Raw genomic sequence first — 23,983 nt, forward strand, 5'->3', positions numbered from 1 at the left:
ACATCGCGCGCGACCGCGATGCAGATCCTGCAGGCCAACATGCCGGCCTCGGTCTATGGCGAGGTCCTCGACGAAGAGGCGATCCAGTTCGGCGAATACGACCGCGCCACCAAGACCTTCACCGTCGATGAGGACAGCCGCGACGCTGTTCTCGTCGAGACGCGTCGCGTTTCCGACAACGGCAATCCTGTCGGCACTTTCCTTCTGCATCTCGTAGGCGTCAACCAGTGGGACGTCGCACGTCAGAGCGTGTTCGAGACCTTCTTCCCGACCTGCCTCAAGGAAGGCTTCGTGGCGAAGGGCGTTGTCGACATCCAGTCGAACAACTCTTACTTCAACGGCTTCTGCATCCACTCGAACAGCCACGTCGAGATCAACCAGAACAACTTCTTCGAGGCTGGCACCATCGTGTCGATGCCCGACACGGACGACCTCGTCGTGCCGAACAACGGACTCGATGAAGAGAAGAACGAAGGCTTAGCCAACGCATTGCGCGAAGGTCGCTGGTTCATCAAGATCCTCGACCGTCTGGACCTCATCCGCCAAGGCGTGCAGGACCGGGACAGCCGTTATGCGCAGTCTTACACCACGAACTTCACCCCGCTGACGCTGACTGGCACAACAGTCAGCCCGTCGAACTTCACGGCCGGCCGCATCTACAAGTCGTCCTGCTCCAACAGGCTGACGTTCAATGGAGGGATCTACAAGGGCATCGTGGTCATCGCGGACTGCAAGATGATCTTCAAGAACGGCGCCGAGTTCCAGGATTCGGTCATCATCACCCGGTCGACGGACGCCAAGGCCATGTCAGCGCCGAATAACCTCGTGCTCGGAGCAAAAGACAACTGCGCAGAAGGCGGCGGCGCGATTCTCGTGTCCTACGGCGGCGTCGAGGTCGCGTCGTCTCTCGAGATGCACGGCAGCCAGATAATTGCCGCCGACAACGTCGAGTTCACCGCCAACGCCGACGGCATCCGGGGTGCCTCGATCGTGGCGGGCGGCCGCATCGACGGTACGTCGAACATGAACTTCGCCTTCTGCGGCGGCGGCATGGCCCACATATTCATGGCCGAGTACTTCCGCCTCGCCGGCTGACCCACTTCGAAATTCCTTCAAGACGAGGCCAGGCCGCAGCGCCCCGCATTTTCGTTGATCGCAAGAACACTCTCACGGTCTTCGATTCGGGCGCTATCGGTGATCGATCCTACCCAGGGCGCCGTACAGCCCATCCTAGCCAGCGAGCAACCCTTGGCCGCCTCGGTGGCGTTCGAGGTTGGCGAGGCACTGACATGTGTTACTGCCTCGGCGGCTTGATGATGCGGTCGACGGCCTCCTCTGATGGCCGAGTATCTTCGCCGCTTCCCGGAGTAGCCCAATGCCCTCGTAGGACGAACAAAGCTCGGTCTTGTCGCGCCAGATGCCTTCCGCCCAACCGCGGCGGTCATCTTTCGGGATCAGGTCGTACATGGAGCCTTTGCGGCCGCGGCGGTCCGGCATTCGGCAGCCAAGATAGTACAGGAGGTTCCACACGCCCGACGTTCGCAACTCTACCTCGGTGGTTGCTCTACTTCGGATCCTCGATGCTCTCCTTCCCGTTCCTCCTTTTTGGGAAGGCATGCCCCCCGTCGGGGCGTCTCAAGTAATACGGTGATCGCGACGTATTCACGTAGGTCCCTCGGCCATTGAAGACCCCTGACCTCCGACCGGCAATGTCTCTGCGCACGTGCGGAGCCGGTCCATACTGTGAAGTTCGTCATCTTTGTCCAGATCGCGCTGCTCCTAGCTCTTTCAGCCACCTTGGCGCATGTCGCCCCACCGGCCGTGACCGACCTGAATTGACGTGCGCATCATGGCCTTGCTTTGCGCCGCTTAAATGAGGACTTCTTCACCGCGGTATCGGCGCCGAAGCTCCGCAAGATAGCTGTCGGGATCGGCCATGAGCGCCGCATTCTCCGCCGCCTTGCTCCTCGGTGATCCGTCCCGTGTCGTACGGTCAAAGTCGACAAATAGACTGCGAACCCTTTGGCCGGCGCGCTTCGGAAGCAAGCGGACAATATGATGCGCAATAGGCCAGAGGATTCTCGCCGCAGGAGTGTCTCGGATTGGCTGGACATCCACCAACGTACGGAAAGTGGCGCCTACCATGTGGAACAGGATGCCGCCGTATATTTTCCGCTCTTCGTCGGTGCCAATCCTTCGCCAGCCGAGCCCTAGCCGCCACGCAGTATAAATCACTCCGAGCCCGGTCTCGACGTAATCGTACTTCGGATGCTCCTCCACAAAACTTTGGAATTCGGAACCCGCACGGTCGCTCTGTTTGACCAGCATGGGCGGACGATGCTCCAGGTGGAAGTCGCGCCGCCAGCACAGGCCAGCGCTGTACCCGTTAGGCACGATGCTGGTGACTACCGCCTCCCCCGACTCGATCGGGACGATGAATGCGTCTTCCCAGCCGTCCTTGAGCGGGAAGGAATCAAGATGCATGGAGATGACGTGTGTGCAGCCATCTTCAAACGCGATGTCGGCCAACTGAGCGAGACAATGAGAATGCTCTGCCCGAGTGCCCTTACTGAGGACTTCCTCTGGAACGTTCAGGTGGGGCAGAGATATTTCCTGCACGGCGTTGACGTGCGCGCGCTGCGCTGGAGGAAGTTTATGCGCCGCAGCAAAGATCCGGAAGGGCGTCCGCGTGTGCGAGCGAATCCGGTCGATGTGCACGTCAAACATCGGCTGCATCTCATCTCCGAAGACGTAGACAACAATGATTCCGAGCTTCACGGTGCCTCCAAACACTGAATTATTGCTGGCCAAAGGGCTCTGTGCCGGTATCATCCTACTGAAATTTCGCGCAAAAGTAAGCGGGTCGGCCGCTTACTGCGATGTTTAGGAGTGCCATGACATATTCACTCGTTCCTGATGCTACTCCTCTCCCGACGCGCCTCGCACGACTTGAGCGCCCCATAGCGGTCTGCGTCGTTGGAATAGGATCGATAGGTAACGGACTGGCCTATCAATTGCACCACACACCGGGGTTCAAACTGGCGGGAATTGCCGACATCAATCTGGAGAAGGCGCTAAAATGCGCGGAGCGGCTTGGCCTGTCGTATCGAGTGGTTGAGAGTGCGAAGGAGTTGGCCGAGTCTCAGGTGGCTGGCGATGTTGCGGTTAGCGCGGACGGCGCACTGATCGCCGGGATGGAGGACGCCGACGTCATGATCGAGGCGTCGAACGCGGTCATTGGCGGCGCGCGCCACGCCGAGGCTGCGATCTCTTCGGGCAACCACGTCGTCATGATGAATTACGAGGCGGAACTCATGTATGGTCCGCATCTGCTACAGAGGGCGCGTGCGGCGGGGCTTATTTACACCTGCGCGGACGGAGACCAGCCCACGGTCATCAAGACGCTGGTGGACGAAATCGTCTTCTGGGGCTTCGAGCCGGTAATGCTGGGCAACATGAAGGGCTTCCACGATCTTTACTCCGACCCCACAAAGATCGCTCCAGAAGCCGACAAGCGCAATCTCGACCACAAGATGTGCGCCTCATACACTGACGGGTCAAAGCTTGGCGTGGAGATGGCGGTAGTGGCCAACGCGCTTGGCGGCAGGGTGGCAAGGCCGGGAATGACCGGACCGCGCATCGCCTCGATTCACAATATCTTCGAAGCCTTCGACTTCACGGCCATGTGGCAGCCAGGCGACGCCCCAATCGTGGACTACGTGCTGGGTGCGAGGCCAGTCGGGGGCGTTTTCGTCATTGGCCACACACCGGAGGAATTCCAGCAATTCACTCTGTCTTGGTACCCACCTGACATGGGGCCTGGTCCCTTTTACCTCTTCTACCGACCGTACCACTTGGGGCACATAGAGGCGCTACGCTGCGTGGCAGAGGCCGTGCTTGATTCAACTGCCAGGCTGGCGCCCTGGACGGGACTCCGTACCAACGTCGTCTGCTACGCTAAGCGTGACCTCAAGGCCGGCGATGTGCTTGACGGAATGGGCGGCTACTTGACCTACGGGTTCGTCGAGAACCTGGACGAGGCGGATTCACTAGGCGGCGAAGGCGTTCCGCAGCTGATCTGCGATGGTCTGGAACTGAAAAGAGAAATAAAGAAGGACGCGCGCATCCTCATGTCAGACTGCGCGGCTCGGCCGGACGACGAGCGCTTTTCTCTTTATCGCGACTCGCTGGTGATTGGCGCAAAGGCGACCGCTTGAGGCGCAGGCTACGCGGGTTCTGGGCGGCTGCAGGATTTGTTTCAAATGCTTACAGACGCAGCTTCTCGTTGATGGCAGCGGCCGCGTTCTGTCGAGGCGCGTATGAAGAGTCCACTTTTGCGGAGCGGGTGCAGGGTTTCGCGGAGAATGTTGAGATGGTCTGACTTTAGGACGGAGAGCCATTGGTTGCCGGGCAATCCGCCCTCACGAAGGCAGAACCTTTGGCTGCCGTCGTTAACCTGGTGCCGGAGTGAGCGCGACCAGCGCCGTTGTCGCTCTCGCGGCTGCAGACCACCAGAGAGATGTGCGCTGGAGGTGCGCCGCTGCAGGCCTGTTGCACATCTCCCTGTCCACGTTCCTGCTTGGTTTCGTGGTCGTCGGGCTCACCCTGCTCGGGTGAATGTGATGAGGCGTTTCTCCAAGCATGCTGCAGCCGCCGTCTCCTGCTTGCCTCGGCCACTGCCCACTGAGAGGTAGAGAGATGCAGCTGGCGCCGTTTCAGCCGGCGAGACGCATCGCAATGAGCGGCAGGGGTCGGTCTTGATCATCCCGCTCGCGGCGCCCCGTCTCCGCGAAGCCAAGCCGGGCGTAGAACGAACGAGTTTCGTTGTTTGCCTCGTAGACTTCCACGTCGAGCGCCCGGTGGCGCCGTAGCGCATCCAGTACCAGCGCGCGACCGATCCCCTGGCCGTGCCGCGACGGATCGACGAAGAGCCCACCGATGAAGCTGCGCAAGAGGGCAATGAAGCCGACAACCGCTCCCTCGGTCTCGGCGACACGTATGTCTGCGGCAGGCATGTACCGTTCGCGCACCAACGACCCATCAGCATCCAGCGTGGCCGCGTCGAGAAACGGGTGGCCCACCTCCGAGGCTCGGCGCCAGAGGATCATGCATCGCTCGAGATCGCCCGCGGCGTCGTAGGGACGGATGAGGAGCGATCGCTCCCCGATCTGCAGGCGGTCAGACATCGGCGGTTCCTTTCCTGACGAGCGATTTCTCGCGACCAGCTGTCGGTGGATTCTTGGCAGACATAGTACTTCCGGAGTCCGCGAGGAAAGCTGTCATTTCGCGGCGGAAGTCCGCCGCCCGCTCGACTGGGGCCATGTGCGTCTCGTCCGGCAGCAGGTGGAGCCGTGCATGGGGAATAGCGCTCGCCGTGTCGGCGAGCCGCTGGCCGAAGACCTGATCCCGCGCGCCTCCGATCACCAGCGCCCGCGCCGTGATGCGGCTCAGGCTGGCGTGGGCGTCCGTCTCTTCGGCGCCCTCCGCGGCCTCGAGGTATGCCAGGATTTCGTCGGGTGCGTTCATCTCTTCAGCCAGCCTTGCGTGCCGCAGCCGCAAGCGCGCGCGAAGAACCCAGTTATACCACGGCCGGCGAAAAGTGCCCCCGAAGTCAGACAGGAGCTCCGCGTAACGGCCCTGACCGGCGAGTTGGATTTGTCTTTGCAAGCGGGCCCGACCTTCCTCGGAAAAGCTCGCCGCGCTGGCGAGCAGGATGAGGTCGGAAACGAGGCTCGGGTGGCGTGCGGCGATCCGCGTCGCGACGAGCCCGCCGTAGGAAACGCCGACCAGCTGCACGGGGCCGGACCGGCAGGAGAGGATAGCTGCGAAGCTGTCCGCGAGGCCGTCCAGACCGGCCTCGGCGTAATGCCGCGGACCATAGCCGAAAAGGGTGAAGCCGCGCCCCTTCGGCATCAGGCGCCTCAGCCTGACCGCGTCTCGGCGAAGACGCTCCGGACTCGGGCGGCGCATGAAGGCCTGGCCTCCGCTCAAGACGGCAAGCGCAGAGCCGTGCGGTCCAATCTCGACGTGCGGGATGGTGCCGCAAAGGCATTCGGTATCAAGGGACATGAGCACTCACTAAGTGCGGGGCGAGGATAGGGCCTAATCTGCGTCGCCTCGAGGCCGTCCCCAGGGCGGGCACGGCGAGCGGCCATCGTCGGACAGCCCATCGCATTGACGGCAGGAGCTCCTCGAGGAAAGGAAGCGCGGGAGCATAATGCCTCATGCCCCGGCGATCCGCAGCGTCCGCGCCTCGGCCACGAACCGGGAGAGCCCGCCGGCGCGAAGGGCTTCAAGGATCTCCGGGCGTGCCGTCTCGGGCGATCCGCCCGGGAACGGCGGCTCCGGGTCGTACTCGGAAACTAGCAGGATGCCCTCGGCCTCGTCCTGTCCGGCGAGTTCCGCCGCCAGCGTCAGGCCGAAGTCCAGCCCGGCGGAGACGCCGGCGCCGGTGATGACGTTGCCGTCGCGGACGACACGGGACGCGGTCGGGATGGCGTCGAACTGAGTAAGCAGGTCGCGCACGATCCAGTGCGACGTCGCGCGCTTGCCGCGCAGCACACCGGCGGCGCCGAGCACCAGCGAGCCCGTGCAGACGCTGGTCACATAGCGGGCGCGGGAGGCGCGGTCACGGACGAAGGCAAGCGTCCGCGGGTCGCGCGCGGCGGCGATCGTGCCTCTCGTTCCGCCCGGGACGAAGAGCAGGGTCACGTCCTCTGGGCAAGTCTCGAGCGTCGCCGTCGGCTGGATCGCGAGCCCGAGGTCGCTGGGGACCGGCCTCAGGTCACGTTGCGTAGTGACGAGCTCGATCGGTGCGCCGGTGGCGCCGAGGAAGTGGTGCGGCCCGACCAGGTCGAGCGCCGTCATCTCCGGATAGACGAGCATCGCAATCGGCGGGCCGGAGACCGGAGCGCCGGCGGGCCTCTGCGGCTCGGCGAGGGCGGCGGGGGCGAGAGCCGGCGCCAGCGCGAGGCCGGCGAGGGACAGAAGGGCAGTACGGCGGTCGATCGGCATGGCAGGGCTCCCGTTGGTGTCTGCCGCCGATCTACGCCGCCCGCCTGACTCCGCGCTTGAACGAAACGGCTATTTTTCCGGCGGGCTAAGTCGCAGCGCCGCCGCCGGCAGCCCGAACATGCGCTGGAACGTCCGGCTGAAATGCGCCGAATCGGCGAACCCAGCCGCGTGCGCGGCCTCCGTCAGGCTCTTGCCCCGCGCCTGCTGCTCGACCGCGCGCATAAGCCGGCGCCACAGCAGGAAGGTCCGGAACGGCAACCCGACCTGAGCGACGAAAAGATGGCTGAACCGGCTCTCGGAAAGGCAGGCGATTGCCGCCGCCTCTGCCGCGGTCGGCTCGCCCTCGCTCCCGTCTGTCAGGCGGTCGAGCACCCGGCCAATCCGCGGGTCGACGCCGGGGCCGCCGCTCGCGGGGCCAAGCACCGCCGCCAACAGCCGCCGGCCCAGCCGCGCCAGCTCGGCGTCGCCCGCAGGCGGCCGGCCCCAGATCCCGGCCAGTTCGATCGCGGCACCGGGCATCTCCGGGAGGCGCGCGACCGGCGCGCCGCGCAGCAGCTCGTGCAGGCCCGCGCCGTCCCGGCTCTCCGGCTCGACGAAGAGGAGCGCGATCCTTCCCTCCGGCTCGATGGCGTGGAGCACGTCAGGCGCGATCAGGATCGCCGGACCCGGCACCAGGCCCTCGGCCGTTCGGATGCCGACTGTTCCTCCTGCGGAGAGCGTGATCTGGAATGCGTGATGCGCATGCATTCGGTTCGGTGTGTCCGCCCCTGCCGGCAGGACGTCGAAGGTCCAAAGACTGGCGCCTTCCCACAGGACAATCCTTCCATCTTTCGTGACCTTCGCAACCAATCGCGTTCCACCTCGGATTCGACCGCTCTGCTGTCCGCCAGAATAGCCGTTTCGTTCAAGCGCCGCATCCGCATCGCTCCTATTTCCAGCTCCACACACCTTTTTGGAGTCAAAGACATGTTCAATCGATCCTCCCGCCGCGCACTTCTGCTCGGCTTACCTATCGCCCTTGCCGCCACGGGCGTGGCGGCCGGACTTTTCTCCCGCGGAGTACCGGACGACGTCGACTTTTCGCTCGAACGGAAAACGGACGCGGGTCTTTACATCGCCGCAATCTCGCCTGTCGATCAGGCTGCCGCCGTCGGCCCCATGCACTCCTGGACCGTCGCCCTGACGGACGCAGGCGGCAAACCAGTCGAGGCGGCCGCCATCACAGTCGACGGCGGTATGCCACAGCACGGTCACGGCCTGCCGACGGCGCCCGCGGTCACGCAGGCACTTGGTCAGGGCCGGTTCTTGATCGAGGGCATGAAGTTCAACATGCCTGGATGGTGGGAGATCGACCTCTCGATCGACGGCCCGATGGGCGCGGACACCATAACCTTCAACCTGGTGCTCTGAGGTGGTTGGGATGCGCCAGGTTCTTTTTGCCCTCCCGCTGGTCGCAGCCGCCGCCGGGACGCTTGCGGTCGGACTGCCTGCCCAAATGGGGTCGGGCTGGAGCGAAGCGGACCTGGCGCTGGTCCGCTCCCTCTCCCTCGACACCTTGCCTCCCGTCGCGCCCGATCCTTCCAACCGCGTCGCAGAAGATCCACGCGCCGCAAAACTCGGCCGGGAGTTCTTCTTTGAGACCCGCTTCAGTTCGACCGGCGAAATCGCCTGCGCCACGTGCCACCTGCCGGACCGGCAGTTCCAGGACGACCATGCGCTGGCCCAGGGCGTCGGGCGGACGGATCGCCGAACCATGCCGATCGCCGGGATGGCGCGCAGCCCGTTTCTCTTCTGGGACGGACGCAAGGACAGCCTTTGGGCACAAGCGCTCGGTCCGCTGGAGAGCGCAGTCGAACATGGAGGTGATCGCACTCAGTACGCCCGGCTTGTGGCGGAACACTACGCCGACGACTACGCGGCAATTTTCGGACCGCTTCCCGACCTCAGTGCGCTCCCGCCACATGCCGGTCCCGTCGCGGAGCCAACAGTTGCGGCGGCCTGGGACGCCATGGCTGAAGCGGACCGGCAGGCCGTCAACATCGTATTCGCCAACATTGGCAAGGCAATCGCCGCCTTCGAGCGGACGATCGATCCGCCTGTTACGCGGTTCGATGAATGGGTCGCTTCGCCTCAGTTTCCTGACGCAGGCCTTCTGACCGAGGACGAGGTGGCGGGACTTCGGGTCTTCATTGGTGAGGGCCAGTGCATCAACTGCCACAACGGCCCCCTTCTGACCGACAATCATTTCCACAACACCGGCGTGCCCGCCGCCCCGGGCTTGCCGGAGGATCGCGGTCGGGAAGTGGGAGCGCGTCTGGTCCGTGAGGACCCGTTCAATTGCCTCGGTCCCCATAGCGATGCCAGCGCAAGCCAGTGCACCGAGCTTCGCTTCATGGCGCCGGAGACGCACGAAATGCTGCGCGCATTCAAGACGCCGTCGCTTCGAGGAGCTACTGGTCGCCCACCTTACATGCACGCAGGGCAGTTTGGTTCAATAGACCAGGTGATCGCTCACTATGCTGCAGCGCCCGATGCACCTGCGGGACACAGCGAGCTTCGGCCTATCAAGCTGGACGAAGCGGAACGCCGCCAAATCGAAGCGTTCTTGCGCTCGCTCGATGCGCCTGCTGCGGCGGGAGGAGCTACGCCAGAGGGCTGAAACCGTAATTAACTTGCCAGTCTCGCAATGAGGCCCCGGACGTTGGATACCTGCCACCGTCCGTCGCGGCGAGTGATCATCCCCCGGTCATTCAGTTCGCCGGCGATCCCGCGTAGGGACGTTGTGCCCTGAGCGCAGATGCTCTCGACCACCGGACGCAGACCCTCAGCAAACTCGTCCGCATTCCGCGAGACTGCCTCCCTGAGCGCCTCGCCGCCCTTGCCAGCCCGCCTCAGAGCCGCGGCTCCGTTCGGGTTGCCTAGCTTCACTCCGCGGGCCTTCGCGGCCGCCAGTGCCTCCTTGGTGCGCCGGGAGATGGCCTCCCGCTCCTGTTGCGCCACGAGCGCCATGATGCCCACGGTGAGGTCGTTGGCCTCCGGCATGTCACAGGCGAGGAACCGGACTCCGCTGTCCCTTAGAGTGAGCAGGAAGGCTGCGTTGCGGGAGAGCCGGTCGAGCTTGGCAATGACCAACGTTGCGCCGGTGAGCTTGGCAAGGGTCAACGCCTTGGCAAGTTCAGGCCGCTCGTTCTTCCGCCCGCTCTCGACCTCGGTGAACCGCGCGAGGACGTCTGCCGCTCGCGATGCCGCGAAGTCGCCGATAGCCTTCCGCTGTGCTTCCAGCCCGAGACCCGACCTGCCTTGCCTGGCGGTCGAGACCCGCTCGTAGGCGACGAACTTCGGGGATGGGGCAGTCTCTCTGTCCATGTACAAACCTGCCTGACGTTGGTTGCGCAGGTCTGTACATCGCTCAACAGGCGGCAATCGCGTAGCGCTTTGTCGAACTTGCGAGAAGATCGGACCGGTAGCCCTTCGGTGCGTTCAGGGATTAGATGCGCGAGGGCGACCTGGCGCCAGCACCACAGATCGTTCGAGACACATGAGGTGGATCAATGGCTGACCAGCAGAGACTGATGGAGGTTCTCGATGGCCTCGCGGAAGCGTTCAACAACCACGATATCGACGCCATCATGGCGTTCTTCGCCGAAGGCTGTAGTCTGGACCTCCCCCGTGGAACGGCCCCTCACGGCAGCCGCTACGTGGGACGCGACCAGGTTCGCCGCGGACTTCTGACGCGCTTCGAGACTACGCCGGACGTCCACTACGGTGAAATTGAGAACTTCGTCAGCGGCGACACCGGAATGTCGAAATGGCTGCTGAGCGGCACGACCCTCGAGGGAGAAAAGGTTCGCGTCCGCGGCTGCGACTTCTACTCGTTTCGGGACGACAAGGTCGTACGGAAGGACTCCTACTGGAAGATCGTCGTTTGATCCTCCGGTACGTCACCAAAGCAGCCTCGCTGTTCTTCGTCTCCGGGTCGCAGCGGTCCTACGGAAGGGTGTGCAGAAGAGTGGCGAACAGGAGGATGGTCACGACGGCGAGATACTTCCCGCGGTCCAGTCGGGCCAGGCTCAGGCCGCCTTCACCGAGTCCGGTGATCTCGACGCAGCCCGACAGGCGCCTCACGGGGCTGGGTCGACTGTCCCTAGAAGGCTGGGGAGCTTCCAGTGCCGGCAGGCTCATAGCCCTCGGCTTCGCATGTGTGGCAAACATCGCCACCTCTCGTTAACAGGCGGTCCGACAGGTCTTCCAACATGGCGCCATCGGGTACCGCAACAGGATACACTGGCTCATCCTACCGACAGTTCTGTCCCCCGGTCAAAGCGGCGGCGGCTTCTTCCTCCACTCGCGCAACAATGGCCCTCACCATCGCAAACCGTCTCGCCGGCCGGGCGGCGTCACAACTTGTCCGCGAAGGTTTCACCCCTTGGCCATGATGGCGGCGGCTTCGGCTGCGAGTTCGGGTCAGGTCGTTTTCGAGTTCTCTGTTCAAGCAATGAAGCCATGAGTGGGCGCTACTAAAGCCGCCCTATGCAGAACATGAAAGACAACTGATGGACCTCTTCGTTCTCATTGGACTGACGTCTCCCCTGGCGGCCTTTGCAGCCTTTGCGCTGCTGATCCGGATCCTGAGGAAGAGCCGCCTGCAGCGTCGGGCCCTGCAGCAGGCCTATTCCAGCATCCAGGGCCTGAGGGCTGGGTCGGAAGCAGTTCGCCGTCGTAGCCGGGCAATGTTCTCGCACAGAACGTATTCCCGCAACGTCAGCAAAGCCGCCTGACCTCACGCATTCTCCGCACCCGGAGGCAGCCGTATCATCGGCCGTCGGCTGTCTGGAGCAGCGTCGATCTCTTTGCCCTCCCATTCGTAGACCGTCTTGAAGATGATTAATGGCTCATTGGCCTCGATGCCTTCCGGCATGACCCTGCGCCGCGCCGAAGGGGTAAGACCCAACTCCGCCATGTAACGCGCCATCAGCTCCATCTGCTTGTTGGCGATCGAGAGCCAGGGCGACTGCTGGACGTAGCCCGAGGGTGTCTTCAGGAGCATCGGCGTCTTCTGCAACTGCTCTTCGGCTTCGACCCAGCGCTCCCAGGCCTGGCAGTAAGCCGCGAAGGCGGCGCGGTCGGCGACGGTAAGGATGCCGAGCTTGTGGAGTGGGGCTGCCAGCCTGCGCCATTCCTTGCGGGCGACAGGCCCCAGGTGCGCCGGGCAGCGCGGCAGGGCGTCAGGCGTGACCGCGTGAGTGTCGTCCTTACCGGCGGGCCGCGCGGGTCTGGGCTTCGGACCCCTCATCGCTGGATCTCCACCGCATCCGGTGTCTGCTCGATCACGAGCTGCCGCTCGCGCTCCGCGTCCAGCACGGCGTTCATGACGCGCAGGGTCTCGTCGAAGTTCGCGTCGCTCATGGCCTCGATGCTGGTGCGGGCGACCGCATGCTCGATCCGCTCGGTCTCGCGCCAGCCTCCTTGAGTCTTGAGATAGAAGATGGACGAGGTCGTGCAGCCCGAGCGGGCCTTCTGAAGAAGCCCGTTGGCGACATGTGCGATGGCCTTGGCCTTGCCCCTTTTATAGCGCGCAGCGATGTCCTCGTCGCGGGCGAGGATGTTCTGGAAGGTACGACGGGAAACGCCGAGGTAATCGGCGATCTGCTCCTGGTTCAGCAGCGCCGCGAGGGTCTCGATCTCGGCGGCCTGTGCTTCGGTTAGAGCGATAGGCGTTGGAGGCATCAGGGTGCTTACCTGCCACTGCCTGCGAAGACACGCCGCAGGACATAGCTCCGGGCGAGAGAGACTGCCGTGAAGGCCCCGCTGATGGTCAGGTTCTGCGCCACGGTCACCTGCAACCCCACGACGGGGAAAAGGAGCAACTGCGTGCCGAGGGCGATGCACCACCCCACGGCGACGTTTGCGCCTGCCTCGATCCCGGACATGAGCCTCGACTGCGTCATACCGCGATCCCCTCCCGCTCGAGCGCCACGGCATCGAAGGCCCGCCCGTCCGGTCCCAGCCTCGCGTGCTCGCCCGTGAAGGCCTGCCAGCGCTTCACAGCCACGTCGACATAGCCCGGGTCGAGCTCGACCGCGTAGCAGGCCCGTCCGCAGGTCTCCGCGGCAATGAGGCTTGTTCCCGATCCCGAGAAGGGCTCGTAGACCGCCTGGCCCGGCGAGGAGTTGTTCAGCATCGGCCGGCGCATGCACTCCACCGGCTTCGGGGTGCCGTGGATGGTGGCGGCGTCCTGGTCCCGGCTCGGGATCGTCCAGAGGGTCGACTGCGTCCTGTCCCCGCTCCAGTGGCCCTTGCCCCGCACCGCGTACCAGCAGGGCTCGTGCTGCCAGTGGTAGTGCCCCCGCGAGAGCACGTGCCGCTCCTTGGCCCAGATGATCTGGCTCCGGATCTCGAAGTCGCAGGCGAGGAGGCTGTCGGCCACCGTGCTGGCGTGGAGCGCCCCGTGCCAGACGTAAGCCACCTCGCCGGGGAAGAGCGCCCAGGCTTCCCGCCAATCGGCCCTGTGGTCGTTGAGGACCTTGCCCGTACGTTTCGTCTCCGAGGCCCCGGCACGGTTGCGCCAGTCGGGATCGTACTCGACGCCATAGGGCGGATCCGAAACCAGCAGGTGAGGCTGCACGCCACCCAGAAGCCGTTCGACCGTGGTCCTGTCCGTGGCGTCGCCGCAGATGAGCCGGTGCCGCCCCAGCACCCAGAGGTCGCCCGGGCGCGAGACAGGTACCGCAGGCACCTCCGGCGTCGCCTCCTCCCGAGGGTCTGGCGCACCATGGATCAGAAGCGCATCGAGTTCCGCCCCGTCGAAGCCGAGGTCGCCCAGGTCGATGCCGAGGTCGCCGAGGTCCCCCAGTTCGAGGGCGAGGAGCTCCCGATCCCAGCCGGCCTGTTCCGCCAGCCGGTTGTCGGCGAGGACGTAGGCCCGCTTCTCGGCCTCGCTGAGATGCGTCAGCTCGATGACCGGCACCTGTTTGAGACCGAGCTTCCGCGCCGCCAGTACCCTCCCGTGGCCGGCAATGATGCCGTTCTCGCCGTCGACCAGCACCGGGTTGTTGAAGCCGAACTCGCGGATGGAGCCCGCGATCAGCGCCACCTGCGCCTCGGAGTGGGTGCGCGCATTCCGCGCGTAAGGGATGAGGCTTTCCACCGGCCGTTGTTCGACCGTCGTCGCGCCGTGGTGCTGTTTCCGTGCTGCCATGCCCCCGCCCCGGGAAATAGGTTGCCTGTCCGGGTCAGTATATCAGAGCATCAAGCCATTGTAATGATGACAATAAATGACAGTCGGCGACATGGGACGACATTTAATAGACGCACCTGAAGTTGTGCTAACGTGCAGCGGTATCTGGATACCGTCAGAGCTGCCGCCGCATTCGGGTCAGTCACAAGCCAGGATCGCGGTCCTGTGCGCCTTGCCGACGTCGTTCGTGGTCTCGAGCAGGGAATGTCGGTCAACGCCACGTTCGGAGGCTGTCTCTGCAATTGCCCCGTCCCAGGCCTCCACCATCGCTTGGCCCGATGACAGCTTCTCCAGGTACCGCGTCCCCACAGCGTCATAGAGGTTCAACGCTTCCGCTTTGACCTCGCCAGCCAGAGCCTCCGTCGCGCAGGCGCATCGGTCGTCTGTCATTCCAGCCATGTTGAGGCACATGCCGGTCGTGTCCGCGAACGCTGCAACGGAGACGTGAAGGACAACTGCTGCCGAGATCCCTGCCTTGGTGTTGATACGCATCTGCTCATTTCCCCTTACAGATCAAAGCTAAAAGACATCAGTGAACTCCAGAACGTGCGAAGAGCGCCTGCAAAAGAGCCGTCGCGAGAGAGAAACCAACCGGCGCGAGCTAGATCCTCAGCCAGACTGTCGACACCTCGGTCCGGATTGGGCAAGCCTATCACTGTGCAACGCTCTGGTCCGCCAAGGTCTGCTATGCAGACAAAAGCTGCCTTCGAAGTAGGCAAACTATCACAGTATGCGTGAAACGAGTTCTCATGCTATAAGCTACTATGTACAGGTCAGCATCATGGCTTCTTTTTTTCACTTCAGCTGTGGGAGCTGAAGAAGTTGGCTTGCAGTTAGTCCTTCTTGCCGATGCTACCGGCTCGATCTCCGAGCCGGAGATCCGCTTTCAACGTGAAGGCTATGCGGCGGCGCTCACAAACTCTCTCGTCCTGTCGGCCATTGACGCGACTGCAACCGGTTCAATTGCGTTGATATATGTAGAGTGGGCAGAGGGCACCGAGGTCATTGTAGACTGGACGAAAATTGACGGGCCAGATAGCGCGGCTAACTTTGCCGAAGCTCTCTTGTCTTCGCCACGACGTGCTTCCGGCCGAAACGCTATTGGAACGGCCCTGTTAGCAGGGAAGAGCCTCATTGAAGGCAATGAATTCAGCAGCATACGCGCGGTGATCGATTTCTCCGGCGACAGTTCCGTCAGCTACGCAGGCCCTCCCCTCAAGTCCGCTCGAGCCGAAGTGCTAGGTGCAGGAATCACGATAAACGGACTCCCCATCAATTGTTATTTTTGCGATGCGTTGCACGACTTCCCGGAGATCGAAGCAGAGTACGAAGAATTAATCATCGGCGGGCCTGGCGCGTTCGTGCTGGCGGCCTCCAATGAAGACGACCTTGTAGAAACAATACGCCGCAAGCTTATCCTCGAAATCTCAGGAAATGTGCCGATATCTTCGATTGCGCAACGCTAACGTCATAAAGATTGCCTTTGCATACCGATACCTTTGTTTTAGCACCATTAAGAGATTTGCATTTTACCCAATCTAAGTGCCCGCTTCGGGCTCGAAGCGGACCTTCGCTGCACTAGCACGGTCAATGCGGACGCCAATCCGCGAGCGATCGCAGCGTCTCCTCAAGCGCATGACGTATCTCTTCTCGTTCGTCTGACACCCAGTAGGCAGTCTGCCAGCCCACGCCCCTCCCAGACCTGCGATAGGCAGCCGATTTAAGGGACATTTCCCTATAAGTATCTTTCATAGGGTTTTGTCCCTTAAATACCGCCCGCTGGAAGGCCTTCTTGGCCTGCTCGACGCTCTCGAACATCTGCGGATGCAGCACCGCTGCATCTGCCGGGCTATCGACCGCTATGCCCGCCAGCAGCATACGCTGAACCACGTCCGGCGCCTCCACGTCCCAAGTCGTGACCTTGTCGTAGGCCAGAGGGGGTGCGACATCCGCAAGCACGTGCACCTCGAGCGGATTATCCACGGTCCGGTTCACGCCCCGACCCCGCCCGATGGCCTGGACGAGCTCGTCGTCGCAGATGGCGGCACGGAGATCCTCGGCCGTCGCGTCTCGATGGCGGATGACGCGCACACCCCGCACGTCACCGGAGACAGTCCTGACGCCCGTCCGTTCGGTTGTGTATCCGCTGGCGCCTGTCGCCCCGAAGTAGCCGCCGGCCAGTGCCTCCAGCTCGATGTGTGACGGTAGGGGCCGGCCGATGACGATGAGGCAGGCGACGTCCTTGTACCGGTCGAGACCGGCCACCGCGTTGAAATGCAGCGTCTCGACGTTCGGGATGTTCGTAAAGGCCGCCTCTACGGCCTGATAGGTTACGACGAGGACCCTGCCACAACGATGCCGTCGGGCCTGCCAGCGCACATAGCCGATGCATTCCCCGAGCCGGTTCTGCCGTCTGCGGACTTCATCTTGAGGGAGGCCCGGTTCAGGGCAAAGCATCGACTTGCCGAAGCTGCCGATCACGAGCCGAACATGTTGATCTGGTGCCCGAGCCTCGATGGTCTGAACGTCGAGCCCGCGGAGGACGGAGCCGGTCAGACCCTCACGCAGGGTAGCGTCGAGATAAGCACTGGCCGGTGACGCAGACTCTCATGCATGGGCTTCACCCGCCGCAGGTCGAGCTTGTGCCGTCCGGAGCTGTCGGGCTTTCGAATGTGAAGCCTTCCGGAGCTTGCCTGGCCGCTGTCGAGGAAGGCTGCGACTTCACTCCAGATCGAGACGAAGGACATCACGCGTGCATTCCGGGCCGCGATGGCGAACGCCTTCTGCCGCAATGCAATGGTAAGGCCCGGCCCGATCCCCGGGTCCTGCTTCCGCCAGGCTTCGAGCCGAGCTGAATGGAGACAGTCTTCCACCGTCAGACCCACGGCCAAGAGCGCTGTGCGGCGGACGGGGCCTGGTCCATGCGTGCTCAGTGCTGTGCTCAGCTTCCGTCGGGCGGCCGCCAGATCGGCCATGGCCCCTTCTGGTCCTCGCCCGAAGCTGCCTGGAGCAATATCCGAGACGGGTTCAGTCGCCAGATCCTCGACGCAGACAGCATTGACGTGCTCCAGCGCCCGAGGCCAGACGGCCTCGTCGATCACCAGGAGCGCGATGTCGTCGGTCTCGAACGCGAGGCCGGAGAAGAGAGCGTCGTAGGGCGCCACCACAACGTCCGCCGAGGCGACGTCCCGCCGGTTGGCCTGCTTGGCACAGGTGCTGAAAAAGGGGCAATGGTCACCTGACACGGGTGCGCAGATGCTGGACTGTGCGCTAAGACCCGACCGGAATGCCGCCTGCACGGCTTCGAAGTCTCGGCACATAGGTTCGCCGCTCTCGGGATCGGTGCGCTCGTAGCCCCTCAGGACGGCCACGCGGGCGCCCTCTGCCGCCCAGGCGGCGGCAGTCTCCTCTGCCAGGGCATGGGTTGCGGTGAATACAAGCACACGGTGCGGCAGGCCAGCGTCCCGCATCCGGCACGCCAGCGGCACCAGGTGCGTCCTTGCCGCCCGCGACTTGCCGAGGCCGACCGTGGCGCGGATGGCCAGCTTCGGAGGGTCAGTCTCCTTCGTTACATGCCAGGCCGCCACCTGCTCGCAGAACGCCGCCAGCACCTCGTCTAGGCGCGACCGCGCGGCCGCCACGTCGAGGGTCGGCAGGTGGTAGTCTGCCTCCACAGGCTCGCCGTCGCGGCCGGGAAGATGGCCATCGCTGTGAAGTCGGAGCTTGTCCCGCACCTTGGCGCGCGCGTCACATTCGGCATACCAGGACGCGCCGTCTTTCTTCGGACGCGACGTGTCGGTCGTTTCGGCAAAGCGCTCCCGGACCCGCCCCGTCAGGACCTCTTCATCGAGGGTCTGTTCCGCGTCTACAGCGTCATGGACGGCGTGGAAGGCGATGGTGCTGAGCCATCCGTCGCGACCGTCCGTGACCCTGCCATCGTCATCACGGGTCGGGCCTGAAGCCCCCTTGTCCGGCTCGGGTCGGGATCCTTTGGCCCGGCTGGCCTTTCGCTGATCAGTCTGTGAAGGCTGCAGAGCCTCCGCTTCCGCCAGGAATGCATGCGCCTTCGCTTCGCTGACGAGCGGCAGGTCCTCGAGCGGCACGCCGAGCGGTGTCTCACCGTCCGGCCAATAGTAGTCCCGGCCGCTGTCGGGATGCCTGCCGAAGGCCACGAACTGTTGCCCGGCGCCCAGCCACTCGACCTTGCCCGCACTGCACTTCGGGAACGGCGTTTCGGTTCGATTAAGAAGCAGGCGCTTAGGCCAGAGACCGACGCGCAGAAGCGTGGTGCCGAGCCGGGCACGGGCAAGATGGCCGATCACGTGAGCCAGTTCCGGATCGAGGATGTCGATGTCGAGGCCGACGAGGCGTCCGGTTCTGAGGCCGATGCCGTGATTGTGAAAGCGCCTCGCCCACTCCAGGACCTGGGTCGTGTCGATCCTAACCTGGGTCCATCGGGTCGGCGCGGGCCGTTTCAGGCCGGGCACCAGGGGCAAGGGCTCGTAACCTAGCTCGAGGAGTTCGAGCGCACGATCTCCGAATGTCGTATGCCCAGCACCAAAAAGGCGATCCCCTGCCGCCCGTCCCGTCGTCTTCTGTCGCAGCCCGTCCTCGTGGGGGGCTGCGTCCATGCGTCAGCCCTCGGTGCCGCGCGTGTGGCGTTCGACGTCCGCCAGCCGGTAGCGGATCGAGCCGCCGAGCGTGATCCAGGCTGGTCCGTAGCGATCGGCGCGCCAGCGTTCGAGAGTCCGACCGCTCAGCCGCCAACGCGTTTCGAGATCGCCCTGCGTCAGGAACTCGGGCAGGTCGAGGCGGACCGGCGTCATTGCAGAGCGCCTTCTGTTGCGCCTGAACCGTCTTTCCGGAAGACCGCGAAAAGCGGGGTGCCGTCCTCGGTCAGAGCCGAGTAGCGCACCTGCCAGTCCCGGCCGTCGCCGATGACGAACTGGAGGTCCCAGAGCCTGTAGAGCCCGGGGACGCGGTCGAAGTCCTCCTCCTGCAAGATGTTCATGTGGTCCTTCCCTTCTCCGGGTCGCGGACATTCCGCAGCCGTCGAAGGGAAAAGCCGTCCTGCACGGGCGAATGGGACAGGGTCACGGCACCCACGTCTCTTTCAGCCGCGCGATCGCACGCTGGTACCTCTTGCGCGCCGCGTCATGGGTGATGCCGAGAGCGGCGGCAGCTTCCGCCTGCGTCTCGCCATCGACCGCCACCCTAAGGACAAGGTCGGCATCGTCACCGAGGCAGAGCTGCACGTCCCGCGCAAGGAGCGCCCGACCTGCCGCCTGACCGTTGCCGCAGGTGAAGAGCGGTGCAGCACCCAGTCCGTCGACGAGCTCCTCGACCGGAAAAGGTCCAGCAGTGACCTTTGCCTCGCCACCGAAACGACGGCGCAGGTCACGCTCGAGGTTCATGAGCAAGGTTGCGGCGACGCGTTCGACCCGGCTGAGTTCGAGCGTTCGAATGGCCAAAGCCAACTCGCTCAGGAGTTCGTCATCGAGATTGTCCCGCCGGTCGCCAGTCGCGCGTCGGAGACGCAGACGCACGCCGCTCAGCCCCGGCCAGAGGGCGAGGATAACGATTGTGGTGGGGATCTCGGAGTCGGCTGAGGCCGCGACGAGGGTACGGAGAATACGGTTCTTCGCCTCGGGGTCGCCCGGATCGTGAAGAAACGTCAGCAGGGTGCCGATATCACCGGCGGGGAGGCCGCCATTCTCACGACATTGGAGCAATTGGTAAGCCCGGTGAGCATCCAGACGGGTGGAGCGAGCCAGAAGACGCGCATGAAGCGCGGGCCAGGAAAGGGACACGAGACGCCAGCCTTTCGACCGGGCGTCTCGCGCCTCTCATCGGGTCAGGTTGGGCGTCTCGCGCCTCTGAGTGGATGAGTTGAGGGTGAAGGTCAGCTTCGCCCGAGCGCGGGATGAAGCTCGTTCAGACCGCCGCAGCAGCGGCACACAACTGAGACCGGAAGGCTCATGGTGTACTGATGGCCGCGGGTGAAACGGACCTCGAGGCGGTCACCGCGTCGCTTGCCAAGCAGGTTTCGGCAGCGGCAGCGCCAGTCGCGCGTGTCCGCAACGCACATCAGTTGATCTGAGACGTGGCGGGTAAGAGTGGGAGAAGTCGGCATGTGAGGGCTCCTGTCGGTTGGAGCCCTGAGATCGCGTGCCGCAGGTTAGATCGTCAGACGGGTCAAGGTTAGATGATGGTTAGATCACGTCAGGACTGGCCGGACCGAGACGCCAGGACTTCGGGCGTGCTTGGGTCAGATAGTGGTCCTTGACCTCCTTCCAGGCGGTAGAACTGAAGAGAAGCATTGGCGATTTCGAGACCATGCCCTGCATTAAGGTTCCGGTCCGAACGTCTGGCACCCCTGACCTCGATGCTTCGATGAGGCGTTCGAACATGATGGCCTGCTTCTCGCCGAACACATTGAACGGCGGCTGGCCGGGCACCTGCAGCGTCGAGAACGAGTGATCATGGCGAATGATCATCGGTGCATCGGACGCCGTGACCAGCGATTGTCCCAAACGCCAGGCCTGTTCCAGAGCCTCGGGTTCGAGGACCAATCCTTCGTCGCCGCAAGTGACAACCTTCCGAAGCTGAACGACAGCATATGAGCCCAGATAGGGGATCTTCGTGTCCCCTGTCGCGAGCACGAGTCCTGGCCCTCCGACATGGCGACGACGGAACTCGAGGTCGAGAAGCTCGGGCCTGGGATGACTTGCCAGGCTCCGCACCAGGTAGACGGGCATTCGCTGCTCGCCGATCTCCACCGCTCCAAAAGATGCGATATGATCCGTCTCGGTGGACGCCGACCTCGCTCCCAACTCGGCCCGGAGCGCGTCTAGGACGACCTCGGCCAGATACACCCGATCGATGAGATAGACCGTGTGATCTGACGCGCTCACCGTCCCCAGGTCCTCTCCAAACTCGCCTGTGACAGACAGGTCAGCGGGACGCTCGTCGGTCTCCAGTTCCGCCTCGATGACGTCGTCGTCATCCTCAACTAGAACGATCTGCTGACGCCCCTTCCTTGCGATCAGTTTCGCGGACTGCATGCGATTGATGTCGACGCCAGCCGCCTTGAGGATACGGCCTTCGACTTCGTCTTCCGGATAGTCATAGAGGAACAGGAGAGACTCGAAGTGCCTTGATGTCTCCTCCGGCCGGAGAAGACGCTGCTCCTCCATCACGCCCCAATGGGCGAGCAGTCGCGTCCCAAGATCGCGCAGGTTCGGGTCCCGCGCGTTCTGAACGTTCGACGCGTTGATGCTGTTGACCCAGAGCGCAAGTGTTTCCGACTTTGCGTCCTTGGCGCCTCTCGGCCTGTACGTCGTCACGACCTTGATGCGGCTGAATCCACTGACGCGTGCCGCGGCGAGCGCCGTCGTCATGTAGCGCTCGGCGAAGTCTTCGATGTCGTCGTCTGCCGTGACCTGAAGCAACACTCTGCGCTTCCAGTTTCCCGGCCGCATCTCAATCTCCGTGACGGCAGCTGAGAGAATCTCCACGTCGTCGAAGTCGGGCAGCGGAAGGAAGAACGACTTCTTGAACCTTTCAAGACTGTAGTTCCACTGAGCCAGGGGCTTCTTCGAGAGGTCCTGGCCCAGCACCGCCTCCGCGAAGGTACGCGAAGTCTTCTCCCGCACTGTGTACCCGGTCGCGCAGACTTCAAGCCGGCGCAGCGACGGGGTGTAGATCAGGATCGCTTCGTTGGCTGGACGGAAATACAGCGTCGTCCTGAGCCCGTCATCGCGGTGGTCCTGGATACTGGACAGCGCCCCGCCGTGCCGGATGGCCACCATGACGGAGGGCGGGTGCGTTTTGGTCTCGAGAAGGTCGATAGCGGTTGCACTCGTTTTCGCCTTCAGATCGAGCGCCGCGCGGATGCGCTCGGACAGATCGTCGAGATCGATTTCATCCGCAGTGACCTCGCGGGGGACATCATCGGCGACCTCAAACGCGGAGTAGAGCTTGCCGTGTTCCCTGTAACGGCGGGCGGTATGGAAGCTTCGCGCATCGTCGAACACGTCGGGAAAATTGACAAACACCCAGATCGACCTGCACAGATCGTCCAGTTGGTCCTCGAAGCTCTCGATGTCGGTATTGTACATCTTCCGCGTCACGACCGTGTTCAGCGATGTCGCCCCTTTGCCGTCACTGAGATCGACGACCTGCCGCGAGACGGCTTCCATCTGCTCGAGGATCTCCTGATCCAGACCCGACAGGTATTCGGAGAGTGCTGGTCGGTCTGCATCGTGAGCCAAGCCCGACAGATCCACGACCGGCCCATCGGCCCCGCGCATCGCGGCAATCAGTTCGCGACCCATTTCGGGCGGGACCAGATCGATCACACGGCTCAGGTTCGGACCAAAGAGGTGTCGGGGTCTGGACATGTGCGCCTCACGAGATTGCCTTGAGGCAGAATAACACCTCGGAATTTCACCCCTAGGGCGATTATGACAAGCGGTTGTCCCATTCACGATGGGTTCACGGCTTTTGCTGTGTATGAACCCGCTGCACCCCTCCCATCTCTCTCCGCTCGAACGCCGCCGCGAGCTTTGCGCGATCCTGGCGCGCGGGCTAGTCCGGCTCCGGCAGTCAAGCGGAGTATCTGCCGGGTTGGGAGAGAGTTCGCTTCACTACGCGCCCGACCAGAGCGGTCATGCAACTCCGCGAAGGAGAACCGCATGACGACCCACGATCCCATCCCCGCGCGCCTTGCCGCGCTGAAGACCACGCCCACAACCGATCTCAAGTCTCAGTGGCGCGACCTCTTCGACAGCGAGCCACCGCCGTTCAACCGCCGCTACCTCGAAAGCCGTCTCGCCTACCGCATCCAGGAGCTCGCCTACGGCGGGCTCAAGCCCGAGACTATCCGGCGCCTCGAACGACTGGGCGAGGAGCTCGACGGTGGCGACCGCACGAAAAGCCGGATCCGCGCCGACTACGACCGACCCATCACCGGCACGCGACTCGTCCGCGAGTGGCAGGGCGTCGAGCAGCTGGTCACCGTCACCGCCGAGGGCTTCGAGTGGCAGGGCCGGCCCTACAGGTCGCTCTCCGCCATCGCCCGCGCCATCACCGGGACACGGTGGAACGGGTGGACCTTCTTCGGGCTGAAGAACCGGAGGAAACGGACATGACGAAGCAGGACACCATCCTCCGCAAGCTCCGCTGCGCGGTCTACACCCGGAAGTCCTCCGAGGAGGGGCTGGAGCAGGAGTTCAACTCCCTCCACGCTCAGCGGGATGCCTGCGAGGCCTACGTGGCGAGCCAGCGCTCGGAAGGCTGGGTGTTGGTCCGCGACCAGTACGACGACGGCGGCATCTCGGGAGGGACCCTCGACCGCCCAGGGCTGCAGCGGCTCCTGCAGGACATCGAGGATGGGCTGGTCGACGTGGTGGTGGTCTACAAGATCGACCGCCTCTCACGCTCCCTTGCTGACTTCGCCCGGCTGGTCGAGGTCTTCGACCGCAACGGCGTGACCTTCGTCTCCGTAACGCAGTCCTTCAACACCACGACGTCGATGGGACGGCTGACGCTGAACATCCTGCTCTCCTTCGCGCAGTTCGAGCGCGAGGTGACGGCCGAGCGCATCCGGGACAAGGTCGCCGCCAGCCGCCGCAAAGGCATCTGGATGGATGGCGTGCCGCCCTTCGGCTACCGCGTCGAGAGCCGGAAGCTCGCCCACGATGGCGAACGCGCCGAGCAGGCGCTCTGGAT

The 23,983-nt window shown here is 63.8% G+C and carries 28 protein-coding genes; 10 read left to right on the plus strand and 18 right to left on the minus strand.

Annotated features, from left to right (window positions below):
* The coding region (locus C8D95_RS21300; RefSeq protein ID WP_109761221.1) for a hypothetical protein at positions 1-1,095 on the plus strand (1,095 nt) is incomplete at its 5' end.
* Positions 1,096-1,869: 774 nt separating this feature from the next.
* Here C8D95_RS21300 and C8D95_RS21305 read toward each other — a convergent pair.
* On the minus strand, positions 1,870-2,778 hold the full coding sequence (locus tag C8D95_RS21305; protein ID WP_126918560.1) for a hypothetical protein: 909 nt from the start codon (positions 2,776-2,778) through the stop codon (positions 1,870-1,872).
* Positions 2,779-2,894: 116 nt separating this feature from the next.
* On the opposite strand from C8D95_RS21305, the gene C8D95_RS21310 reads away from it, so the two are divergent.
* Positions 2,895-4,217, plus strand: coding sequence for a Gfo/Idh/MocA family oxidoreductase (locus C8D95_RS21310; protein ID WP_109761223.1), 1,323 nt, complete (start codon positions 2,895-2,897; stop codon positions 4,215-4,217).
* A gap of 498 nt (positions 4,218-4,715) precedes the next feature.
* On the opposite strand, the gene C8D95_RS21315 is transcribed toward C8D95_RS21310, so the two are convergent.
* From C8D95_RS21315 to C8D95_RS21330, 4 genes are all read right to left on the minus strand, one after another.
* Entirely contained in the window at positions 4,716-5,186 is a 471-nt protein-coding gene (locus C8D95_RS21315; RefSeq protein ID WP_109761224.1) for a GNAT family N-acetyltransferase, read from the minus strand.
* Positions 5,179-6,069 (minus strand): alpha/beta fold hydrolase, encoded by an 891-nt coding sequence (locus C8D95_RS21320; protein ID WP_109761225.1) that lies wholly within the window; start codon positions 6,067-6,069, stop codon positions 5,179-5,181. Before C8D95_RS21320 ends, C8D95_RS21315 begins: the two co-directional genes overlap by 8 nt.
* A gap of 153 nt (positions 6,070-6,222) precedes the next feature.
* Positions 6,223-7,014, minus strand: coding sequence for a DJ-1/PfpI family protein (locus tag C8D95_RS21325; RefSeq protein WP_109761226.1), 792 nt, complete (start codon positions 7,012-7,014; stop codon positions 6,223-6,225).
* A 69-nt stretch (positions 7,015-7,083) separates the two neighbouring features.
* Positions 7,084-7,761: a helix-turn-helix domain-containing protein gene (locus C8D95_RS21330; protein WP_126918561.1), complete on the minus strand. Its 678-nt coding sequence runs from the start codon at positions 7,759-7,761 to the stop codon at positions 7,084-7,086.
* A 219-nt stretch (positions 7,762-7,980) separates the two neighbouring features.
* Here C8D95_RS21330 and C8D95_RS22215 point away from each other — a divergent pair, with 219 nt between their 5' ends.
* Together C8D95_RS22215 and C8D95_RS21340 are read left to right on the plus strand one after the other, a co-directional pair.
* Positions 7,981-8,424, plus strand: a complete 444-nt coding sequence (locus C8D95_RS22215; RefSeq protein WP_164721661.1) for a FixH family protein — start codon at positions 7,981-7,983, stop codon at positions 8,422-8,424.
* A gap of 10 nt (positions 8,425-8,434) precedes the next feature.
* Entirely contained in the window at positions 8,435-9,673 is a 1,239-nt protein-coding gene (locus C8D95_RS21340; RefSeq protein ID WP_109761228.1) for a cytochrome-c peroxidase, read from the plus strand.
* Positions 9,674-9,681: 8 nt separating this feature from the next.
* Here the strand turns inward: C8D95_RS21340 and C8D95_RS21345 are convergent, their stop codons facing one another.
* A complete protein-coding gene (locus tag C8D95_RS21345; RefSeq protein WP_109761229.1) occupies positions 9,682-10,380 on the minus strand; it encodes a recombinase family protein in 699 nt (232 codons plus the stop codon).
* Between the two features lie 185 nt (positions 10,381-10,565).
* Between C8D95_RS21345 and C8D95_RS21350 the strand changes: the two genes are divergently transcribed.
* Positions 10,566-10,943 carry a nuclear transport factor 2 family protein gene (locus C8D95_RS21350; protein ID WP_109761230.1) on the plus strand — a complete coding sequence of 126 codons (378 nt, stop codon included), beginning with the start codon at positions 10,566-10,568 and terminating at the stop codon, positions 10,941-10,943.
* 58 nt (positions 10,944-11,001) lie between these two features.
* Here the strand turns inward: C8D95_RS21350 and C8D95_RS22220 are convergent, their stop codons facing one another.
* Entirely contained in the window at positions 11,002-11,139 is a 138-nt protein-coding gene (locus C8D95_RS22220; RefSeq protein ID WP_164721662.1) for a hypothetical protein, read from the minus strand.
* A 428-nt stretch (positions 11,140-11,567) separates the two neighbouring features.
* On the opposite strand from C8D95_RS22220, the gene C8D95_RS21355 reads away from it, so the two are divergent.
* Positions 11,568-11,792, plus strand: coding sequence for a hypothetical protein (locus C8D95_RS21355; RefSeq protein ID WP_109761231.1), 225 nt, complete (start codon positions 11,568-11,570; stop codon positions 11,790-11,792).
* Between the two features lie 2 nt (positions 11,793-11,794).
* Here the strand turns inward: C8D95_RS21355 and C8D95_RS21360 are convergent, their stop codons facing one another.
* From C8D95_RS21360 to C8D95_RS21380, 5 genes are all read right to left on the minus strand, one after another.
* On the minus strand, positions 11,795-12,307 hold the full coding sequence (locus C8D95_RS21360) for a phage terminase small subunit P27 family (RefSeq protein ID WP_109761232.1): 513 nt from the start codon (positions 12,305-12,307) through the stop codon (positions 11,795-11,797).
* Positions 12,304-12,741: a helix-turn-helix domain-containing protein gene (locus C8D95_RS21365; protein WP_206508297.1), complete on the minus strand. Its 438-nt coding sequence runs from the start codon at positions 12,739-12,741 to the stop codon at positions 12,304-12,306. The genes C8D95_RS21360 and C8D95_RS21365 overlap by 4 nt, the downstream gene beginning before the upstream one ends.
* A gap of 8 nt (positions 12,742-12,749) precedes the next feature.
* Positions 12,750-12,962: a DUF7220 family protein gene (locus C8D95_RS21370; RefSeq protein WP_109761233.1), complete on the minus strand. Its 213-nt coding sequence runs from the start codon at positions 12,960-12,962 to the stop codon at positions 12,750-12,752.
* Positions 12,959-14,212, minus strand: a complete 1,254-nt coding sequence (locus C8D95_RS21375) for a site-specific DNA-methyltransferase (protein ID WP_109761234.1) — start codon at positions 14,210-14,212, stop codon at positions 12,959-12,961. The genes C8D95_RS21370 and C8D95_RS21375 overlap by 4 nt, the downstream gene beginning before the upstream one ends.
* 177 nt (positions 14,213-14,389) lie before the next feature.
* Positions 14,390-14,743, minus strand: a complete 354-nt coding sequence (locus C8D95_RS21380) for a hypothetical protein (RefSeq protein WP_109761235.1) — start codon at positions 14,741-14,743, stop codon at positions 14,390-14,392.
* Between the two features lie 335 nt (positions 14,744-15,078).
* On the opposite strand from C8D95_RS21380, the gene C8D95_RS21385 reads away from it, so the two are divergent.
* Positions 15,079-15,717, plus strand: a complete 639-nt coding sequence (locus C8D95_RS21385) for a DUF1194 domain-containing protein (protein ID WP_241239650.1) — start codon at positions 15,079-15,081, stop codon at positions 15,715-15,717.
* A gap of 121 nt (positions 15,718-15,838) precedes the next feature.
* Here the strand turns inward: C8D95_RS21385 and C8D95_RS21390 are convergent, their stop codons facing one another.
* The 6 genes from C8D95_RS21390 to C8D95_RS21420 all read right to left on the minus strand — a co-directional run bounded on the left by C8D95_RS21390 (position 15,839) and on the right by C8D95_RS21420 (position 22,287).
* Positions 15,839-16,732: a hypothetical protein gene (locus C8D95_RS21390; RefSeq protein WP_126918562.1), complete on the minus strand. Its 894-nt coding sequence runs from the start codon at positions 16,730-16,732 to the stop codon at positions 15,839-15,841.
* A gap of 71 nt (positions 16,733-16,803) precedes the next feature.
* On the minus strand, positions 16,804-18,882 hold the full coding sequence (locus C8D95_RS21400; RefSeq protein WP_109761239.1) for a bifunctional DNA primase/polymerase: 2,079 nt from the start codon (positions 18,880-18,882) through the stop codon (positions 16,804-16,806).
* A 3-nt stretch (positions 18,883-18,885) separates the two neighbouring features.
* Positions 18,886-19,077 (minus strand): DNA-binding protein, encoded by a 192-nt coding sequence (locus tag C8D95_RS21405; protein WP_109761240.1) that lies wholly within the window; start codon positions 19,075-19,077, stop codon positions 18,886-18,888.
* Positions 19,074-19,262 carry a hypothetical protein gene (locus tag C8D95_RS21410; RefSeq protein ID WP_109761241.1) on the minus strand — a complete coding sequence of 63 codons (189 nt, stop codon included), beginning with the start codon at positions 19,260-19,262 and terminating at the stop codon, positions 19,074-19,076. Before C8D95_RS21410 ends, C8D95_RS21405 begins: the two co-directional genes overlap by 4 nt.
* Positions 19,263-19,344: 82 nt before the next feature.
* Positions 19,345-20,061 (minus strand): sigma-70 RNA polymerase sigma factor region 4 domain-containing protein, encoded by a 717-nt coding sequence (locus C8D95_RS21415; protein WP_109761242.1) that lies wholly within the window; start codon positions 20,059-20,061, stop codon positions 19,345-19,347.
* Positions 20,062-20,463: 402 nt separating this feature from the next.
* Entirely contained in the window at positions 20,464-22,287 is a 1,824-nt protein-coding gene (locus C8D95_RS21420; RefSeq protein ID WP_164721663.1) for a hypothetical protein, read from the minus strand.
* Here C8D95_RS21420 and C8D95_RS22375 point away from each other — a divergent pair.
* The 3 genes from C8D95_RS22375 to C8D95_RS21435 form a co-directional block, all read left to right on the plus strand.
* Positions 22,261-22,677, plus strand: coding sequence for a hypothetical protein (locus C8D95_RS22375; RefSeq protein WP_164721664.1), 417 nt, complete (start codon positions 22,261-22,263; stop codon positions 22,675-22,677). The two genes, C8D95_RS21420 and C8D95_RS22375, sit on opposite strands and share 27 nt — an antisense overlap.
* A 270-nt stretch (positions 22,678-22,947) precedes the next feature.
* Complete coding sequence (locus C8D95_RS21430; protein WP_109761244.1) at positions 22,948-23,403, plus strand: DUF2924 domain-containing protein; 456 nt, start codon at positions 22,948-22,950, stop codon at positions 23,401-23,403.
* Positions 23,400-23,983 (plus strand): recombinase family protein (locus C8D95_RS21435; RefSeq protein ID WP_146203026.1); only part of this gene is annotated, 584 nt, incomplete at its 3' end. The genes C8D95_RS21430 and C8D95_RS21435, both read left to right, overlap by 4 nt.

The sequence above is a fragment of the Silicimonas algicola genome (assembly GCF_003148765.1).
GTDB classification, from domain to species: domain Bacteria; phylum Pseudomonadota; class Alphaproteobacteria; order Rhodobacterales; family Rhodobacteraceae; genus Silicimonas; species Silicimonas algicola.

Excerpts from the sequence above, each read along its gene's own strand:
- C8D95_RS21310 (WP_109761223.1), top strand. The coding sequence starts at position 2,895 with ATGACATATTCACTCGTTCCTGATGCTACTCCTCTCCCGACGCGCCTC.
- C8D95_RS21315 (WP_109761224.1), bottom strand. The coding sequence starts at position 5,186 with ATGTCTGACCGCCTGCAGATCGGGGAGCGATCGCTCCTCATCCGTCCC.
- C8D95_RS21320 (WP_109761225.1), bottom strand. The coding sequence starts at position 6,069 with ATGTCCCTTGATACCGAATGCCTTTGCGGCACCATCCCGCACGTCGAG.
- C8D95_RS21325 (WP_109761226.1), bottom strand. The coding sequence starts at position 7,014 with ATGCCGATCGACCGCCGTACTGCCCTTCTGTCCCTCGCCGGCCTCGCG.
- C8D95_RS21330 (WP_126918561.1), bottom strand. The coding sequence starts at position 7,761 with ATGCATGCGCATCACGCATTCCAGATCACGCTCTCCGCAGGAGGAACA.
- C8D95_RS22215 (WP_164721661.1), top strand. The coding sequence starts at position 7,981 with ATGTTCAATCGATCCTCCCGCCGCGCACTTCTGCTCGGCTTACCTATC.
- C8D95_RS21340 (WP_109761228.1), top strand. The coding sequence starts at position 8,435 with ATGCGCCAGGTTCTTTTTGCCCTCCCGCTGGTCGCAGCCGCCGCCGGG.
- C8D95_RS21345 (WP_109761229.1), bottom strand. The coding sequence starts at position 10,380 with ATGGACAGAGAGACTGCCCCATCCCCGAAGTTCGTCGCCTACGAGCGG.
- C8D95_RS21350 (WP_109761230.1), top strand. The coding sequence starts at position 10,566 with ATGGCTGACCAGCAGAGACTGATGGAGGTTCTCGATGGCCTCGCGGAA.
- C8D95_RS21355 (WP_109761231.1), top strand. The coding sequence starts at position 11,568 with ATGGACCTCTTCGTTCTCATTGGACTGACGTCTCCCCTGGCGGCCTTT.
- C8D95_RS21360 (WP_109761232.1), bottom strand. The coding sequence starts at position 12,307 with ATGAGGGGTCCGAAGCCCAGACCCGCGCGGCCCGCCGGTAAGGACGAC.
- C8D95_RS21365 (WP_206508297.1), bottom strand. The coding sequence starts at position 12,741 with ATGCCTCCAACGCCTATCGCTCTAACCGAAGCACAGGCCGCCGAGATC.
- C8D95_RS21370 (WP_109761233.1), bottom strand. The coding sequence starts at position 12,962 with ATGACGCAGTCGAGGCTCATGTCCGGGATCGAGGCAGGCGCAAACGTC.
- C8D95_RS21375 (WP_109761234.1), bottom strand. The coding sequence starts at position 14,212 with ATGGCAGCACGGAAACAGCACCACGGCGCGACGACGGTCGAACAACGG.
- C8D95_RS21380 (WP_109761235.1), bottom strand. The coding sequence starts at position 14,743 with ATGCGTATCAACACCAAGGCAGGGATCTCGGCAGCAGTTGTCCTTCAC.
- C8D95_RS21400 (WP_109761239.1), bottom strand. The coding sequence starts at position 18,882 with ATGGACGCAGCCCCCCACGAGGACGGGCTGCGACAGAAGACGACGGGA.
- C8D95_RS21405 (WP_109761240.1), bottom strand. The coding sequence starts at position 19,077 with ATGACGCCGGTCCGCCTCGACCTGCCCGAGTTCCTGACGCAGGGCGAT.
- C8D95_RS21410 (WP_109761241.1), bottom strand. The coding sequence starts at position 19,262 with ATGAACATCTTGCAGGAGGAGGACTTCGACCGCGTCCCCGGGCTCTAC.
- C8D95_RS22375 (WP_164721664.1), top strand. The coding sequence starts at position 22,261 with ATGGAAGCTTCGCGCATCGTCGAACACGTCGGGAAAATTGACAAACAC.
- C8D95_RS21430 (WP_109761244.1), top strand. The coding sequence starts at position 22,948 with ATGACGACCCACGATCCCATCCCCGCGCGCCTTGCCGCGCTGAAGACC.